Source organism: Mycobacterium alsense (genome assembly GCF_002086635.1).
Lineage (GTDB): Bacteria > Actinomycetota > Actinomycetes > Mycobacteriales > Mycobacteriaceae > Mycobacterium > Mycobacterium alsense.
Genome location: NZ_MVHD01000055.1, coordinates 17,849 through 34,428 on the forward strand (window position 1 = coordinate 17,849; position 16,580 = coordinate 34,428).

General features: G+C 69.3%; 15 protein-coding genes. 9 read left to right on the forward strand and 6 right to left on the reverse strand.

Features of this window, described 5'->3' with window-relative positions:
- Positions 1-3 precede the first annotated feature (3 nt).
- From BST11_RS22575 to BST11_RS22590, 4 genes are all read right to left on the reverse strand, one after another.
- Positions 4-1,920, reverse strand: a complete 1,917-nt coding sequence (locus BST11_RS22575; RefSeq protein WP_083140320.1) for a serine/threonine-protein kinase — start codon at positions 1,918-1,920, stop codon at positions 4-6.
- Between the two features lie 133 nt (positions 1,921-2,053).
- Positions 2,054-3,526 (reverse strand): MFS transporter, encoded by a 1,473-nt coding sequence (locus BST11_RS22580; RefSeq protein WP_083140322.1) that lies wholly within the window; start codon positions 3,524-3,526, stop codon positions 2,054-2,056.
- Positions 3,527-5,314: an N-acetylglutaminylglutamine synthetase gene (gene ngg, locus BST11_RS22585; RefSeq protein WP_083140324.1), complete on the reverse strand. Its 1,788-nt coding sequence runs from the start codon at positions 5,312-5,314 to the stop codon at positions 3,527-3,529. It abuts the gene before it with no gap.
- Complete coding sequence (locus BST11_RS22590) at positions 5,311-7,116, reverse strand: N-acetylglutaminylglutamine amidotransferase (RefSeq protein ID WP_083140326.1); 1,806 nt, start codon at positions 7,114-7,116, stop codon at positions 5,311-5,313. The genes ngg and BST11_RS22590 overlap by 4 nt, the downstream gene beginning before the upstream one ends.
- A 146-nt stretch (positions 7,117-7,262) precedes the next feature.
- Between BST11_RS22590 and BST11_RS22595 the strand changes: the two genes are divergently transcribed.
- Positions 7,263-8,168 (forward strand): phosphatidate cytidylyltransferase, encoded by a 906-nt coding sequence (locus BST11_RS22595; protein WP_083140328.1) that lies wholly within the window; start codon positions 7,263-7,265, stop codon positions 8,166-8,168.
- Positions 8,169-8,170: 2 nt separating this feature from the next.
- On the opposite strand, the gene BST11_RS22600 is transcribed toward BST11_RS22595, so the two are convergent.
- Positions 8,171-8,806, reverse strand: coding sequence for a lysophospholipid acyltransferase family protein (locus BST11_RS22600; protein WP_083140330.1), 636 nt, complete (start codon positions 8,804-8,806; stop codon positions 8,171-8,173).
- The gene (locus tag BST11_RS22605) at positions 8,803-9,492 is read right to left on the reverse strand and encodes a CDP-alcohol phosphatidyltransferase family protein (RefSeq protein ID WP_244897751.1); all 690 of its coding nucleotides are present in this window, start codon (positions 9,490-9,492) and stop codon (positions 8,803-8,805) included. Before BST11_RS22605 ends, BST11_RS22600 begins: the two co-directional genes overlap by 4 nt.
- A 270-nt stretch (positions 9,493-9,762) precedes the next feature.
- On the opposite strand from BST11_RS22605, the gene BST11_RS22610 reads away from it, so the two are divergent.
- From BST11_RS22610 to BST11_RS22645, 8 genes are all read left to right on the forward strand, one after another.
- Positions 9,763-10,137, forward strand: a complete 375-nt coding sequence (locus tag BST11_RS22610) for a DUF732 domain-containing protein (RefSeq protein WP_083140332.1) — start codon at positions 9,763-9,765, stop codon at positions 10,135-10,137.
- A gap of 10 nt (positions 10,138-10,147) precedes the next feature.
- A complete protein-coding gene (locus BST11_RS22615; RefSeq protein WP_083140334.1) occupies positions 10,148-10,480 on the forward strand; it encodes a DUF732 domain-containing protein in 333 nt (110 codons plus the stop codon).
- 66 nt (positions 10,481-10,546) lie between these two features.
- Positions 10,547-11,251: a VldE C-terminal domain-containing protein gene (locus tag BST11_RS22620; protein ID WP_211284762.1), complete on the forward strand. Its 705-nt coding sequence runs from the start codon at positions 10,547-10,549 to the stop codon at positions 11,249-11,251.
- A gap of 282 nt (positions 11,252-11,533) precedes the next feature.
- Entirely contained in the window at positions 11,534-12,976 is a 1,443-nt protein-coding gene (locus BST11_RS22625) for a PE family protein (protein WP_083140337.1), read from the forward strand.
- Positions 12,977-13,082: 106 nt separating this feature from the next.
- Positions 13,083-13,517, forward strand: a complete 435-nt coding sequence (locus tag BST11_RS22630) for a DUF4383 domain-containing protein (RefSeq protein ID WP_083140339.1) — start codon at positions 13,083-13,085, stop codon at positions 13,515-13,517.
- A gap of 51 nt (positions 13,518-13,568) precedes the next feature.
- Entirely contained in the window at positions 13,569-14,057 is a 489-nt protein-coding gene (locus tag BST11_RS22635; protein ID WP_083140341.1) for a glutathione peroxidase, read from the forward strand.
- 124 nt (positions 14,058-14,181) lie between these two features.
- Positions 14,182-15,684 carry a carbon-nitrogen hydrolase family protein gene (locus BST11_RS22640; RefSeq protein ID WP_142276500.1) on the forward strand — a complete coding sequence of 501 codons (1,503 nt, stop codon included), beginning with the start codon at positions 14,182-14,184 and terminating at the stop codon, positions 15,682-15,684.
- Between the two features lie 42 nt (positions 15,685-15,726).
- Positions 15,727-16,437: a hypothetical protein gene (locus tag BST11_RS22645; RefSeq protein WP_083140345.1), complete on the forward strand. Its 711-nt coding sequence runs from the start codon at positions 15,727-15,729 to the stop codon at positions 16,435-16,437.
- Positions 16,438-16,580: the final 143 nt, after the last annotated feature.

Below are 16,580 nucleotides of genomic sequence, written 5' to 3' on the forward strand. Positions count from 1 at the left end.
GGGTCAGTCGCCCAGGCGTGCGAACGTGATGTCGACGTCGGTGCTCGTGCAGGGGGACGGCGGCCCCGTCACGTCCTCGTGGCCGCGACCGCTGATCAGCGTGACCGGATCCTGCGGCGGCTGCGGCAGCGGGAAATGCGCGGTGATCTTCACGTGTTCCATGGCCCCGCCCTTCGAGCACCGCATGTCGAATTCCCGTTCGTAGACCCAGTTTCCGTCGCCGAACACCAGCGCCATGGCCGACGCCGGCGGCCTGTGGAAGAAGGTCATGCACCGATCGCCGGTGCGCAGGCAGTCCGTACGGACCTCGAAGTCGTTCTGCTCGCGGTAGCCGTTCGGCTGCTTGCCCGTTTCCCGGTAGCGGCCGTGCACCGCCTCGGCCGGTGACACCGCCCGCGGCGCCAGGTTGTTCGGGTCGGCCACGCTGGCGAGGTCGACGTCGCCGGTGCGGGTGAAGGTCACGCTTCGCTTGTTCGCGCAGCCTTTGGCCATGATCTCGGTGGCCTCGCCGGTGAGAGAGCCGTCGGGACGCGGCTGCAGCGTGAACGTTTCCCAGATTTCGCCCTGGGCGTTGTTGCACGTGCTCGAGCCGGCGCTGACGGCCACCCAGTTGTCGCCAACCTTGTCGAGCACCATGGTGGGCACCTGCATGGTTTCGCCGGTGAGCCGCGTCGCGGTCGCCACGCAACCCGTCGGGCGGCACACCGAGCTGACGCCCCAGGTTTCCGTCGTTGGTGCCGCGCCCGGCGGCGGCATCCCCTCGATGCTGGCAATGCGGGCGAACTCCGCGCGGTAGACGCCGGTGAACGGCCCGGTGTTGGGCGGTGGCGCCGCGGGCTGCGGCGCGGCGGTGGGCGCGGCGCCGGTCGCCGGGTGGTGGCCTCGGGTGAGCCGCTCCCCCGCCACGACACCGGCGGCGATCAGCACCGCGACGGCCGCCAGGGCCGGAACGAGGACGGCGCGGCGCCGGGTCGGCCGTTTCTTGGGTTGCCGCGGCACGGTGGGCGCGGCCACGTCGAACGAGGGCCGGGTGATATCGCCGTCCGGGCCGCGCGGAATCTGGCCGGCGTAGGCGTAACCCGGTGCCTGCCGTCCGCCGAGGCGGGCGGCGAACTCGCCGCAGCTGCCGAACCGCTGCGCGGGTTCCTTGGCCATCGCGGTGGCGAACACGGCGTCCAGCGCGGCCAATTCCGGGCGCCGCGCACCGATCGAGGGTGGCGGGGCCTCGACGTGCTGACCGATCACCACGGCCGGATTGGGACCCACATACGGTTGCGCGCCGGTGAGGAGGTGAAATGCGGTGCAGGCCAACGCATACTGGTCGGCGCGCCCGTCGATCGGCTCCCCCTTGAGCTGCTCGGGCGCCGCGTAGGCCGCCGTGCCCACCGTCATGTTGGTGGCGGTCAGCCCCGTGGCGTCGTCGATGCGGCGCGCGATGCCGAAATCGGCCAGGAAGGCGCGTCTGGCCTGGCCATCGGGATCGGTCAGCAAGATGTTGGCCGGCTTGACGTCGCGGTGCAGCAGCCCCCGGTGGTGCGCGTAGTCCAGGGCCGAGGCGACCGCGCCGACGATCGGCACCACCTCGTCGAGGGGCATTCCGCCCGGGTAGTTTTCGCCCACCAGCCGGCCCACATCGGTGCCGGGCACGTAGGCCATCGAGATCCAGAACCGCCCGCGCTCTTCGCCGCGGTCGTGCACCCGCACGATGTTGGGATGTGAAAGCCCGGCCGCCAGGTCGGCCTCGCGCACGAAGCGGGCCCCGAACTCCGCGTCGGCGGTCAATTCGGGCGGCAGCACCTTGAGTGCGTCCTCGCGCGGCAACCGCGGATGCGCCGCGAGGTACACCTGGCCCATGCCGCCGGAGCCCAGCAGCCGCAGGATCGTGTATCCCGCGAACACCTGGCCGACCTCCATCAACATGGCCGAATCGTATGTCGTGTCTTCTTTCGGCACTTCGGGTCCTTTCCGCTGGTCGCAGAAAGGTTGGCGCACGGTGCTTGCCGGACGTTGGTGAAGTCCTTGCGGAATTCTTGCGCCGGCTCCGCCGGCCGGACTATTCGGGTTGGTCCGCGCGCTCGGCGTCGGCCACCGTCAAGGGCAACGCCAACTCCTCCAGCGGGCGCCGCTCCGCCGCGACGCCGAGCCACAATTCGACCAGCCCCGCCGCGGCCATCACCGCCGCCCCGATCAGGAACGACCAGACCACCTGGCCGCGCTCTCCGGAATTGATCAACTGCCCGAACAGCAGCGGGCCGGTGATGCCGCCGATCGCGGTGCCCACCGCGTAGAAGAACGCGATGGCCAGGGCCCGCGTCTCCATCGGGAAGATCTCGCTGACCGTCAGATACGCCGCGCTCGCGCCCGCCGACGCCAGGAAGAAGGCCACCGCCAACACGGCGATGAACGTCCAGGCGCCGCCCGTCTCGGTCACGAACAACACCGCGAGGACGACGGCGACGACGGCCGAGCCGATGTACGTCGTGGCGATCATGGGTTTGCGGCCGACGGTGTCGAACAGGTGCCCGAGCGCCAGCGGGCCGACGAAGTTGCTCAACGCCCACAGGATGAAGAACAGCGGCACCGTACCGGATGGGACCCCGTAGAAGCCGCTGAGCAGCGTCCCCAGGTTGAACGTGACGCCGTTGTAGAGGAACGCCTGCCCGATGAACAGCGAAAGGCCAAGGACCGCGCGGCGCGGGTACAGCGTGAACGCCACCCTGGCGATCTCGCGGAACGAAATCGTCTCGCGCTGGCGGACTTTGAGTGGCCGGCCGTCGGGCTCGGCCAGGGATTCGCCGGTGTCGCGCCGCACCTCGGCCTCGATGTCGCCGACGATCCGCTCGGCTTCCTGCGCGCGCCCGTGAATGAACAACCAGCGGGGGCTTTCGGGGACGTTGCGCCGCACCAGCAGGACGAAGATGCCGAAGATGGCGCCGATGCCGAACGCGAGCCGCCAACCGATGTTCGCCGGGAAATTCGACGTGTCCAGGAGCACCAGGGCACCGGCGGCTCCCGCGGCCGAACCCAGCCAGTAGGTCCCGTTGATCACCAGGTCCACCCGGCCGCGCAACCGCGCGGGGATCAACTCGTCGATCGCGGAGTTGATCGCGGCGTATTCGCCGCCGATCCCCGAACCGGTGAGGAACCGCGCGATGAAGAAATACCACGGCGCGAAGGCGAATGCCGTTGCGACGGTGGCGGCCAGGTACACCGCGAGGGTCAGGATGAACAGGTTGCGCCGGCCGAAGCGGTCGGTCAGATGCCCGAAGAACAACGCGCCCAGGCACGCCCCGGCGATGTAGAACGCCGCCGCCGTCCCGATCTGCGCGGCGTCGAGCGCGATGCCGCTGCCCTTCTCGGTGAGGCGCGACGACACGTTGCCGACCATGGTGACCTCGAGCCCGTCGAGGATCCAGACGCCGCCCAGACCGACGACGACCCGCCAGTGAAACTTCGACCAGGGCAACCGGTCCAGGCGCGCCGGCACCTGGGTGCTGATGGTGCCGGTTTGCACGCCCTCGCCCATCTAGCGCGCCTCCTCGGGAGTCCAGGCCAGCGGCTGGCCCGGATGACCGGGGAACAGGTAGTCGATGAAAGCCGCTGCGGTGGGCTGTGGTTCGTGGTTGGCCAGCCCGGGCCGTTCGTTGGCCTCGATGAAGACATACTCGGCGCCGGTGACGTCGGGCACCAGCAGGTCGATGCCCGTGACGGGGATGCCGATCGCCTCGGCCGCGGTCACCGCGACCCGGCACAGCTCCTGGTTGACGATGGCGGTGACGTCGTGGATGGTGCCGCCCTGGTGCAGGTTGGCGGTGCGGCGCACACGCAGCCGGGTCCCCTGGGGCAGCACGTCATCCAGCGTCCAGCCCGCCTCGGCGACCGTCGCCTCGGTGAGGTCGTCGATCGGGATCTTGGACTCACCGCCGGTGGCCGCGGAGCGCCGCCGGCTCTCCGCGGCGATCAGGTCCCGCACGGTGTGCTCCCCGGTGCCGATGATCTCCGGCGGCATCCGCAACGCGGCGGCCACGACGCGACCGTCGATGACCACCAGCCGCAGGTCGTCGCCCTGCACCCGCTGCTCGATCAGCACATCCGGGTATTCCTTGCGCGCTCGCGCCAGCGCGGCGCCGAGGTCGTCGGGGCCGTTGTCGGCGGTCACGCCGACGGTGATGCCCTTGCCCTGCTCCCCGCGGGTGGGTTTGACGACGACCTCGCCGACCTCGGTCAGGAAGTTGTAGTCGCCGTCGTCGAAGGTGGCCAGCCGGGCGCGGGGCACCTTGATGCCCGCCTCCGACACCAGGCGTCGCGTCAGGCGCTTGTCGTCGCAGCGGCACATCGCAACCGCCGAGGTGTATTCCGACAGCGACTCGCGCGTGATCACGCTCCGGCCGCCGTGGGACAGGCGCATCTCGCCCGTCTCGGCGTCGAGAACCTCGACCCAGATGCCGCGGCGCAAGGCTTCGTCGGCGATGATCCGCGCGTAGGGGTTGAGGTCGTCGATCGTCTCCGGCGGCGGGCTGAACAGCGGCTCGTTGATCGCGTTCTTTCGTTTGATCGCCAGCACCGGCACGCGGCGGAAGCCCAACTTTTCGTACAGGCCGATGGCGGCGGCGTTGTCGTGCGCCACCGACAGGTCCATGTAGGCGCGGCCCGCGTCGCGGAACTGCTCGGCCAGTGCCCGGGTGAGGGCGGCACCGATCCCTGGGAGTCCGGCCCCCGGGTCGACGGCGAGGGTCCACAGGCTCGACCCCTGCTCGGGATCGGAGAACAGCAACTCGTGGTCGACGCCGGTTACGGTGCCCACGACGGCGCCGTCGGTGTCGCGCACCGCCAGCAGGTAGGTCACCGCCGGGACGTTGAGGTGGTTGTTCCAGATCACGTCGACACCGGCCGGGACCATGCCGCAGCGCACATAGACGCGGTTCATCGCGTCGGCGTCGATCGGGTCGTTGAGGGTGCGCACGGTCACGCCGTGCGCCGCCGGCGAAAAGGCTTCGGGCGTCAGGGAATCGGTGAAGCGCAGCCGGTAGGTGTGGCTGGGGTCGATGAACAGCTCGGTCGGCGCCTCGGCGACCACGACGTGGGATTCGCGGGCATAGATGCATATGTCACGCCGGCCCGGCTCCTCCCGGCGCAGCGCCTCGACCAGCTCATGGGCGTCGGCGAATGTCTGGCCGAAAATCAGTCGGCCCCAACCCAATTCGAGCTCGACGTCCTTGGCCATCGCTTCGACCAGCTCCGGTGGTGAGGCGTCGTGCAGACCCAGCGTGATGGCCTCGGTGTGGTCCTCCGAAGGATGGTCCATGACGGTCATGCGGCCTGCCCGGTCACGCCGTGACGCTGCAGCCACAGCTCCAGCAGCGCGATCTGCCAGAGTTCGTTGCCGCGCAGCGGGGTCAGCCGGCCGTTGGGGTCGGCCAGCAGGGCGTCGACGGCGTCGGCGTTGAACAGCCCCCGCTCCTTGGCGATGGGCGCGTAGAGCGCGTCGCGGACCAGATCGAGGTAGGGCCCCTCGAGGTGGGTGAGCGCGGGAACCGGGAAGTAGCCCTTGGGGCGATCGATGACCTCCGAGGGAATCACCCGTCGCGCAGCCTGTTTGAGCACGCCCTTACCGTCGTGCGCGGTCTTCAGCCCGGGCGGGCAGGTGGCCGCCAGCTCGACCAGCTCGTGGTCCAGGAAGGGGACCCGGCCCTCCAAACCCCACGCCATAGTCATGTTGTCTACCCGCTTTACCGGGTCGTCGACCAGCATTACGGTCGTGTCGAGCCGGAGTGCGCGGTCGACGCCGGTCTCGGCGCCCGCCCGCGCGAAGTGCTCGGTGACAAACTGCTCGGCGGGGTCGCCCTCGGCGAGGTAGGCCGGGGCCACGATGGTTCGGACCCCCGCGGCGTCGCGGTCGAAGAAGGCGCCGCGGTATTGGGCGACCGCGCCGGCAAGCGTCGCGGCCGCGGGCGCGCCCATCGGCGGGTACCAGTGGTAGCCGGCGAACACCTCGTCGGCGCCCTGACCCGACTGCACGACCTTGACGTGGCGCGACACTTCCTGGCTGAGCAGGTAGAAGGCGACGCAGTCGTGGCTGACCATCGGCTCGCTCATCGCGCCGATCGCGCCGTCCAGCGCGGGCAGCATCCGGTCGGTCCCGATGCGGATCTGGTGGTGGTCGGTGCCGAAGCGTTCGGCGATGATGTCCGACCAGCGGAACTCGTCGCCCTCGACGCCGCCGGCCGACTCGAAGCCGATGGAGAACGTCGAAAGGCCGTGCTGGCCGGCCTCGGCGAGGAGCCCGACGATCAGGCTGGAGTCCACCCCGCCGGACAGCAGGCAGCCGACCGGGACGTCGGCGACGAGCCGGCGTTCCACCGCGACCCGCAGTGCGGACAGCACCGCGTCCTCCCAGTCGCGCTCGCTCCAGTCGGAATGCTCGCTGCGCCTGGTGAAGTCGGGTGTCCAGTAGGTGGTGTCGACGCGGCGGCCGTCGGGCTCGAGGGCGACCAGGGACCCGGGCGGGATCTTGCGCACGCCGCGCAGGATGGTCAGCGGCGCGGGCACGACGGAGTGGAACGTCATGTAGTGGTGCAGTGCGACCGGGTCGATGCGGGTGTCGACCCCGCCGCCGACCAACAGCGCCGGAAGGCTGGACGCGAACCGGATGCGGTGGCCGTTCTCGGTCAAATACATCGGCTTGATGCCGAGCCGGTCGCGGCCGAGCAGCACGCGGCCGCTGTCGCGCTCGGCGATGGCGAAGGCGAACATCCCCTGCAGGTGGCTCACGAAGTCGTCGCCCCAGCGGTGGTAGGCCTTGAGCAGGACCTCGGTGTCGCTGTGCGAGAAGAACCGGTAGCCGCGCCCGGCGAGCTCGCGCCGCAGCTCCTTGTAGTTGTAGATGCAGCCGTTCCACGCGATCGACAGGCCCAGTTCGGCGTCGAACATCGGCTGGGCGCCGGCTTCGGTCAGGTCGATGATTTTGAGGCGACGATGACCGAGCGCGACGCGGCCCTGCGACCAGGCGCCCGCCGCGTCCGGTCCCCTGCGTGCCATCACCGCGGCCATCGCAGACACTGCCGCCACGTCGGGTACACGGTCGTCGAGTCGAACCTCACCGGTGACTCCACACATCTCTTCGACCCTACCGGGGCCCGTTCCGGCCGCCGCCCCGCGGCCGCGCCGGCTGCGCGGATTTCGTTTACTGGATAGGGCAACACGGCATATCGTTTTCTGGACCACAGTTTGCTGGGAGGCCGAGTGGACGGGACGCCGCGCTGATGCTCGTCGACTACTACCTGCGGATCCTGCACCTGGATCGGCGGTTGCCGCTCAACTTCGACCTGGGCCCGCTGCACGTGCACCTGCACGCGCGGTCGGTGTTCTTCATGTGGGTGACCGTGGTGATCCTTCTGATCGCCGGCGTCGTCGTGCTCGCGTCGCGCCGGCGCGAGCTGATCCAGCGGTGGACCACCTGGGTGATGATCGCCCCGGTCGTCGGCATCCCCATTTGGATCGGCCGCGGCACCACCGCGACGCTGGCCGCCGCCCTGGCCGTGGTCGCGGTGTTCGAGTACGCGCGGCTGGTGAAACTGGGCAAGGTCGACACCTACCTGCTGCTGGCGCTGGCCGTGCTGTATCCGCTCGCGGCGTGGCTGCACCCGCCGCTGCTGCGCCTCGCGCCGATCATCGTGCTGGCCTGCGCGCTGCCCTCGGTGTTCAGCGGCGACGTCGAGCACGGCGGCCGGCGCACGACGTTCACGGCGTTCGGTTCGGTGTGGATCTGCTGGTCGTTGGCGCACCTGGTGATGCTCTGGTCGGACGCGTATTTGGTGTGCTTCGCGGCCGCGGCCACCGACGTCGCGGCGTGGTGCGGCGGAAAAGGGTTGCGCCGCTTCGGTTGGGCCCGGCGGCCGCTGTCCCCGTTGAGCCCGAACAAGACGGTCGGCGGGTTGGTCGGCGCGGTGGTGGGGGCCTTCCTGGTGCTGACGCTGCTGGGCACGGTCACGGTCGGGCTGCTGGTCGCGGTGGCGTTCGGCGGCGTGCTCGGTGACCTCGTCGAATCGATGGTCAAGCGGCAGGCCCAGGTCAAGGACGCCGGGGCGTGGCTGCCCGGCTTCGGCGGGCTGCTCGACCGGATCGACTCGCTATTGCTGGTCCTGCCGCTGGCCTACCTGCTCGGCTGAGCTCACGCCGCGAGCGCCAGCTCGCGGGGCCGGGGCCGCTCGCCGTCGCGCAGGGCGACGACCTGCTGCCGCAGCTGGGCCGCCGAGGCGCCGTCGGGGTCGACGGGCTCGCCGATGTGGACCCGCATCGGCGCGGGCGAGATGAAGCCGGCGCCCTTGGGCAGCACGTCGGCGGTGCCCAGCAGTGCGACCGGAACGACCGGTACGCCGCAGTCACGCGCCAATCGCAGCGCGCCGGAACGGAATTCCCCCACCGTGCCGTCCGTCGAGCGGGTGCCCTCGGGGTAGACGACGACGGTGCGCCCGGCCTCGAGCGCCGGGCGGGCGGCGGCCAGCAGCTGGGCGTAGGTGTCGGCGCCGGACCGCCGGACCGGCAGCACGCCGATCAGCGAGGAGGCCACGAAACGCCGCACCGGGACGTCGAACCAGTAGTCGGCCGCGGCGGCGAACACCGGCCGGGCGCCGGCCGGCAGCGCGGCCAGCAGCACCGCGGTGTCGGCGTGCGAGCAGTGGTTGGCCACCACGACGCAGCCGCCCGACACGCCCCACCGACCCGTCACGGTCAGCCCGCCCGACACCCCGCACACCGCGCGCCACAGCGCGTTCCGCAGCAGGCTGGCGATCCGCGGCGCGGTCATGACGCCAGCTCGCGACGCGCCGCGCGGAGCCGCAGCGCGGCGGTGATCAGCGATCCGTTCACCAGCTGCGTCGCGACCACCGGCAGGATGACCGGGAAGGCGGTGGCCGCCACGACGAACAGGCAACGTTCGGTCTTGCCGAGCGGGCCGCCGTTGCGCCGCGTCGCGCCGGCCGCCGCCGCGGCCAGCGACGCGAACGTGGGCAGCGTCGCGGCCAGCGCGGCCACCAGCACCATGATCACCGGCCAGGACTGCCAGTGCAGCCCGGGTCCGCGCTGGCGCGCCGCCCACACCGCCAGGCCGGCGAAGGTCAGCAGATCCGAGGCGCGGTCGCCGATCTCGTTGACGACGAAGCCCCACGGCCGGCTCACGGCGCGGGCGCGGGCGACCGCGCCGTCGAGGTTGGCCCCGGCCAACCGCAGCGCCAAAAACAGGGCCGCCAGCGGCCACCAGCCCAGTGCGACGGCCGCGCCCGCGGCACCCGCCGCCAGCACGCCGCCTGCGGTGAACAGGTCCGGGGAGATGCCGCGCACCACGGCGACGTCGACGATTGGGGTCAGCCGGCGGGTGTACCACGGCTTCAGCGCGTAGAGGCCCTGCCACCGGGGCGTGGCGGCGGGGCGCTGACCCACGGGGGCGAGGCTCGCAATGCGCGGGGTCGGCGCGGTCAAGACGGCGGTGCTCACGGGGGCGTCTCCTCTCTGTGGCCGTCTGCGGTTGTGCGCAAGCCGACACCGTCGGCGCTGCTACCGGTCCCAAATTCGGGGCGCGAGGGCGGCGAGTGGTGACCGGCAGCACAGACATTGCTCCGCGCGGCTTGCCGCCCGGTAGCGAAGTTCTTGCGGAATCCTTGCGGGCGGGCCGGCGACGCCGCAGCGGACGAAGACCGAGATTTGGGATAACGTTCAACCAGTCGCTCTTGACTGTCGCCGATTCACCCGCGCTAGGGGGTGGCCATGACCCGGACGGCGGTAGGTGCCGCGAGGTGGTCGGCGTTCGGGGCCGTCCTGTTGTCCGCGGCCGCGCTGCTGGGCGCGGCACCGGCGGCCGCGGATCCCACCGACGACGCGTTCCTCGCGGCGCTGGCGAAGAATGGGATCACGATTTCCAATCCCGACACCGCGCTGTCGATGGCGCGCAAGGTGTGCACCGGACTGGACAACGGCCAGCCGTCGACCGCGTTGGCGATGCGGATCGTGAAGGACACCGACCTGTCGCCGAGACAGGCCGGCTACTTCGTCGGCGTTTCGGTGGCCGCCTACTGCCCGCAATACAAGGGCAACACCGACGATTCGCTGAACTGGCTGGTGCCCTTCCCCCCGATGATGTGAGCTCTTGCCGATGCATGCGAACGTAGGCTTTCGGCCGCGGTGGAGCTTGGTCGCGGCCCTGCTTTGCGTCGTCGCGCCGCTCTTCGCGGCGCCGGCCGTCGCGGACTCCACCGACGACGCGTTCCTCGCGGCCATTGCGGGCCAGAACATCCCGGTGCCCGACCCCAACGCCGCGATCCAGACCGCCCGCAACATGTGCGCGCTTTTCGACCAGGGCACGACGCGACCCCTGCTGGTGATGAAGCTGATCAAGGACGCGAACCTCTCGGCCAGACAGGCCGGCTTCTTCCTGGGGGCGTCGGCGGCCGCGTATTGCCCGCAGTACAAGTCGTCGGCGGGATAGGTGCCGGCGCATTGAAAGTTGCCCATTGATTGCCACGGGCGTCCCGCGCGGCATTAAGCTGCTGTCGTGGTTAAAGGGGTGTTAGCCATCGGCAGGAGCCGCTGGCTGGCATTGGCCGCCTCGCTCGTGGTATCGGCCGGGCTCATCTACGCCCAGGGCACCCGGCCCCCACACGCCGAAGGCACCAAACCTCCCTGCTGCGCCGAAACCCCCGCGGCGCCAGCGCCTGTCGCGGCGGGGGTGCCGCAGACGCCGCCGCCCGGACCGGCGCCGCAGACCGCCAGTCCCGAGGAGGTGGACGCGCTGGCGGCCAACGCGCCCAACGCCGCCCCGGCCCAGCAATTCCAGTTCCCGTTGCCCGCCGGCATCGCACCGGAGGACCACCTGCAGGTCAAGACCATCTGGGCGGCCCGCGCCATCGAGGTGCTTTTTCCGGAGGTCACCACCATCTACGGGTACCGGCAGGATCCGTTGCCGTGGCACCCCAACGGGTTGGCCATCGACGTGATGATCCCGAATCACGGTTCCCCCGAGGGCATTGCGCTGGGCAACCAGATTGCCGGCTATGCCTTGGCAAACGCGAAGCGTTGGGGGGTCAACCACGTGATCTGGCGGCAGAAGATCTATCCGGGTGTCGGGGCGCCGAGTTGGACGGCCAACTACGGCAACGAAACCCTCAACCACTACGACCACGTCCACATCGCCACCGACGGCGGCGGATACCCCACCGGGCACGAAACGTATTACATCGCGTCGATGACCCCGGAGTGATTTAGGCCCACGACGAAAGCTGGGCCCCAGCTGAGGCACCGACGTTACCGGCGCAGATCGAATTGTCCTTGGCGTCTGGCCGCCGTGTGCCATGAATTGCGTTGTCGCACAATGCCTCTCGGAGTGCACGCCCCCGGCGGTCGCCGCCGAGGCCGTCGCGTTCCCGCCGTCGTCGGATTCCGCGTCAAAATTCTCGCAAAAACCCCGCACATCGGTGCCCCAAAGCGCGTATGACTAATTGAGAATCGTGAATCCCTGTAGGTCCCATGTCGGGGGTGTGAGATGTCGTTTCTCATCGCGGTGCCGGAAATGGTGACGGCGGCGGCAACGGATTTGGCCGGCATCGGCTCGACGCTTCACGCGGCCACCGCGGCCGCAACGGCCCCGACGACGGGGATCATGGCCGCGGCCGAGGATGAGATCTCGGCGGCGATCGCGGAGGTGTTCTCCGCCCATGGTCAGGGCTTTCAGGTGCTCAGCGCGCAGGCCGCGTCGTTTCATCAGCAGTTTGTGCAGGCGTTGAGTGCGGGCGCGAGCTCGTATGCCGGCGCCGAGGCCGCCAACGCCGCAGCAATCGTGGCCAATCCCGCGCAGACGGTCGGCCAGGACCTGCTCAACGTGATCAATGCGCCGTTCCTGGCGCTGACCGCGCGCCCGCTCGTCGGCAACGGCACCAACGGGGCTCCGGGAACCGGCCAAAACGGCGCACCCGGCGGGTGGTTGCTCGGTAACGGCGGGAACGGCGGGTCCGGGGCCATCAGCGCCGTTGCGGCGGGCCAAAACGGGGGCAACGGCGGGGCCGGAGGGTTCTTCGGCCACGGCGGGGCCGGCGGCGCCGGCGGACAGGGCGTCACCGCCGGCGGGGCCGGCGGCAATGGTGGGATCGCCGGGTTGTTCGGCACCGGCGGCATCGGCGGCGCCGGCGGGCACTCCGACAGCATTATCGCGACCGTCATGGCCGGGAACGGTGGCAACGGTGGCTCCGGCGGCATGTTTGGCAACGGCGGCGCGGGAGGCGCCGGCGGCAGCGGTGGCGGCGACGCCGGGGACGCGGGGGCCGGCGGGGCCGGCGGCATGTTCGGCGGCAACGGCGGGCAAGGCGGCAACGGCGGGCAAGGCGCCCAATTCGCCGGAGGGGACGGCGGGATCGGCGGCAACTCAGGCTTCCTCTACGGCACCCCCGGCAATGGCGGGAGCGGTGGATCCGGCAACACCGCCGGCGGACCCGGCAATGCCGGCGGAAGCGTCGGCGGGTTCTTCGGCAACGGCGGCGCCGGCGGCATGGGCGGGCCCAGCAACGCCGGAGTCGGCGGGAACGGCGGGGCAGGCGGCAACGCCGGCATGTTTATCGGTAACGGTGGCGCCGCCGGTGCCGGCGGGTTCGGCGCCACCACCGGTGGCACCGGCGTGGCTGGGGGCACCGGCGGCCTACTTTGGGGCAACGGCGGGCTCGGCGGGGACGGCGGCGCAAGCGTCGTGCTCGGTGGTCCGGGCGGCTCGGGCGGGGCAGCCGGGATGATCGGCGACGGTGGTGACGGCGGCACCGGCGGCACCGCGGGCAATGCCGGAGTCGGAGGTACCGGCGGGGGGGGCGGCAATGCCGTGTTGGTCGGCAACGGCGGCAACGGCGGCAACGGCGGGACCGCAGGGACTCCGGGGGGCCCGGGTGCCGGGGGCACCGGAGGTCTGCTGTTCGGCGTACCCGGAAACAACGGGTTGACCTGAGCGCGATCGCCGGTCCACGGGAGTCCCTCAGCGGCAGAACGGCTTTGCAGTGCGCTACTACGACGCGTAGTATTCAGCCATCCCACCGTGCACAAGGAGGTGCAATGTGAGATGGAGTTTCGCCCAGATCGGGCTGCTGATCATCTGTGCGTTTCACGTCGTCCAGGCGGTGGCAGGCCTCATCGTCAACCCCAGCTTCGCGACCGGCCCCGACGCGCCGACCGTCCAACTTTTCGGGATGGACTACAACGGCTGGCACGCGGTCGCCGGCCTGGCGCTGTTCGCCCCGGGCCTGGTGTTCGCGATCCGCAAGTCGTGGGCGGTGCTGTACCTGTTCTTCGCCGCGATAGCCGGTGCGCTGCCGGGCATTTGGGCCTTTTTCTCACACCAGGTCGCCGTGGTGTTCACCTTCCCCAACAACACCACCGACGCGGTGGTGCACCTCGTGACCGCTGCGGTGATGGCGGCCGTGGCGGCCATCCAGATCCGCGTGGACGGCGGGGTCAAGAACTCGCTCGGCGATTTGCGGAAAGCGCCGTAACGATTCGGCTTGCCGCCGTAAATGCGTGGCGGCAGTGTTAGCGTCATCGGCGTGACCCTCAACGACATCCCCCTGACCACCCTCGATGGCAAGCCGACCACGCTGGCCGAATTGTCCGGCGGCGCAACGCTGGTCGTCAACGTCGCCTCGAAATGCGGGCTAACCCCGCAGTACACGGCGCTGGAGAAGCTCGCCAAGGACTATCGCGATCGCGGCCTGACGGTAGTCGGCGTCCCGTGCAACCAGTTCATGGGCCAGGAGCCGGGCACGGCCGAAGAGATCCAGCAGTTCTGCTCGACGACCTACGGGGTGACGTTTCCGCTGCTGGCGAAGACCGACGTCAACGGCGCCGACCGCCACCCGCTGTACGCCGAGCTGACCAAGGTCGCCGATGCCGAGGGCCAGGCGGGTGACATTCAGTGGAACTTCGAGAAATTCCTGATCGCGCCCGGCGGTGAGGTGGTCAACCGGTTTCGCCCGCGCACCGAGCCCGACGCTCCCGAGGTGGTCAGCGCGATCGAGGCCGCGCTGCCGCGATAGGCGATGCGTCGCGGGCCTAAGCCGTACTGACAAAATTTGCAGCTGCGCCCGAAGGTAACCACAGCCACCCAGGCGACCCGAAATCGCAGTTAACACCGCGAACTCTTGCGCATAAGTTAAAGGCATGGAGGGCACGCCAGGCGCGCGCGAGACCGGTATGCCCGGCCCTCCGATGCCGGCCTTCACGAGGCTCCTCGACAGAATCGTCGACTTGGGCGATCTCGATGCGGCGTGGTTGCGTATTGTCACTGACCTTTTGCGCTTCGTTGCGGAAAACATGCCAGCTGCTTCGAGTTGGACGGGCTTGGACCCCAACGAGCCCGACGCCAGGATCCTTCGGACATCCGGTGCAGCACGAGAGGCATTGAACGCGTTCGCGACCAACGCGCCCGAGGAGGGCAAGCTGTCATTCGCGACGAAGCAGGAGCGAGAGGTCCTTCGATCCGTCGCGCTCAAGGAACTTGCCCACGCGCCGTTCGATGAAGCGATGAACGTGGCCGCGACTGCGCTCGGATTGGCCGAGGCGATCGACGGTCTCACCGGCCATACGTTCATGCCTTGGTTCAAGGGCGAGGACGAACTGGTCATCGAAGTCGGAACCGTCTATCCGATCCGTGAACCCGATCCGGGTCGATGGCTGGGGGACCACCTGCCGAGCACGCGTAGGAGCAAACTGCCAACTAGGCTCCTGCTTTACACGGGGCGCCTGCAGGTGGCGACAAGCGCCTTCACCGGATATCGCTTTGTCCTCGATTTTCGGTATTGGGACATCCTGAGTGAACTGGGCGGCAGCGGCGAACTCATCGCCGCGGTCGGCCAGCCCAACGCGGACCTCGACGAGTTCGATGTCCAGCTGGATCACACACCCCCATCTACCTACGCCAACCACGGGCCGAAAAATCACGAACCGCAGGCGCGCCTCGTGCACGACATGATCGACACATCAGGAAAGGCGAAAGCCGAAATCCTCGTACTACCCGAGTACGGCCTCGCCTCGGCGTCACAGAAGCTCGTCGAAAACACATTGCCATCGATAGGGAAAACTCCCCGACTGGTGGTGTCTGGCGTTTCCTCGGGTACGGACTCGGGCGGATACATCATCAACGACGCCGTAATGATCATCAGCGCGAACGGTAAGTCACGCACTATCAATGTGTCCCGCAAGATCCATCCGGCTCAGATTACCGGCTTCACCGAGCGCGTCCGACGAAGCTCCGATGTGCGACTGCTACTCACAGACCAATGGACGATCGCGACGATCATCTGCTTCGACGGGATGGCCACCGACATCATTGACCAGCTTGCGACCCTGGGTGTGAACCTGCTGTTCGTGCCCTCGCTTAGCCCCAGGACCGCAGCCATGGTCAGCATTGCCACGTCGCTATGCACTCGCAGCCAGGCGTTCGTGGTCATGGCGACCGGCCCGGCCCGCTGGGAGAGCAAGGCCTTGGGTATCGCGTCACCGCCGGACCTGCGCTGGGAAGCTGTCTTCGGTGGCCCATACGCGGTCGGAGGCCCGACTGAGGCGGCGCGCTCCGCTTCGACCGCGACGTCGACTTACCCCCGGAGGAATCTGTGGACGTTCGACTACGGTGCCCGCCAGCTCAATGGCTACGCCGTGCCGTGATACAACAGTTGACAACTGTTGTCAGCATCGTACCCTGGGTGTATGGGAAACTTCTCCACCGATCAGCTGGCTGGCCTCCTCGATAGCCTGGGCGAACGCGTGAAATCGGCGCCGCAGCCAGACCTAAGGGCCGCGATCGGCCTGGTGAGCGACATCGGACGGATTGCGATCAGCGGTGGCGAGGCGGACATCCGTGCCACCCAAAGCGCACTCGGCGCGTTGCGGGAGCGCATGGGGGCCGGCGAAGGCAACCCACCGTCCAAGCATCTTCGGGGTGGGGATGGTCCGGCGTATCTGGCCGGCGCGATGTGGGCGTTGTCGGAAGTCCTGGACCGACGGCTGGAATCGATAGCCGAGCAACGCTCCCGCGGCGCACACCACACTCGCAAGGAAAAGGTGGCGCGGCTGCTATCCGATGCGCTAACGCGCTATGAATGCCTGTCGCCGTCGGACCTTCTCACCGCGGAGCTGGACGATGGGACGACGGCGCGCCGTGACGAGCTGTCGCGCGCACTTGGCGCCTTTATCGACAAAGGATGGGTCCAGCTGATTTCGGGCGACCAAGGCCGGAAGAAGTTTTTCGCGCTGACACCCGCCGGGAGGGATGCCCTGGCAGGCGCTCCCTCGAACCTCTCCGAACGGGAGCAGGCGTTGGCTTTGCCTGCCGCCGCGGATGAGATGCGCGCGGGAACGCGATCTGTTCCACGCTCGGTGTGGACGGTGGGAACGTCGCAGGGGCCACCAACGCGATAGCGAAGGGCGGCACACTCTCACGGAGCGATGCCGCGTACATCGTCGATCATGCGATCACTTCGTACTCCCGACTTGGCTCAAATTAGTGCGCATCACAGGCGCGGATTTTGAGCAGAGCGGTGCGGAGGTCGTCGGGTAGCGGG

Excerpts from the sequence above, each read along its gene's own strand:
- BST11_RS22575 (WP_083140320.1), bottom strand. The coding sequence starts at position 1,920 with ATGTTGATGGAGGTCGGCCAGGTGTTCGCGGGATACACGATCCTGCGG.
- BST11_RS22580 (WP_083140322.1), bottom strand. The coding sequence starts at position 3,526 with ATGGGCGAGGGCGTGCAAACCGGCACCATCAGCACCCAGGTGCCGGCG.
- ngg (WP_083140324.1), bottom strand. The coding sequence starts at position 5,314 with ATGACCGTCATGGACCATCCTTCGGAGGACCACACCGAGGCCATCACG.
- BST11_RS22590 (WP_083140326.1), bottom strand. The coding sequence starts at position 7,116 with ATGTGTGGAGTCACCGGTGAGGTTCGACTCGACGACCGTGTACCCGAC.
- BST11_RS22595 (WP_083140328.1), top strand. The coding sequence starts at position 7,263 with ATGCTCGTCGACTACTACCTGCGGATCCTGCACCTGGATCGGCGGTTG.
- BST11_RS22600 (WP_083140330.1), bottom strand. The coding sequence starts at position 8,806 with ATGACCGCGCCGCGGATCGCCAGCCTGCTGCGGAACGCGCTGTGGCGC.
- BST11_RS22610 (WP_083140332.1), top strand. The coding sequence starts at position 9,763 with ATGACCCGGACGGCGGTAGGTGCCGCGAGGTGGTCGGCGTTCGGGGCC.
- BST11_RS22615 (WP_083140334.1), top strand. The coding sequence starts at position 10,148 with ATGCATGCGAACGTAGGCTTTCGGCCGCGGTGGAGCTTGGTCGCGGCC.
- BST11_RS22625 (WP_083140337.1), top strand. The coding sequence starts at position 11,534 with ATGTCGTTTCTCATCGCGGTGCCGGAAATGGTGACGGCGGCGGCAACG.
- BST11_RS22640 (WP_142276500.1), top strand. The coding sequence starts at position 14,182 with ATGGAGGGCACGCCAGGCGCGCGCGAGACCGGTATGCCCGGCCCTCCG.
- BST11_RS22645 (WP_083140345.1), top strand. The coding sequence starts at position 15,727 with ATGGGAAACTTCTCCACCGATCAGCTGGCTGGCCTCCTCGATAGCCTG.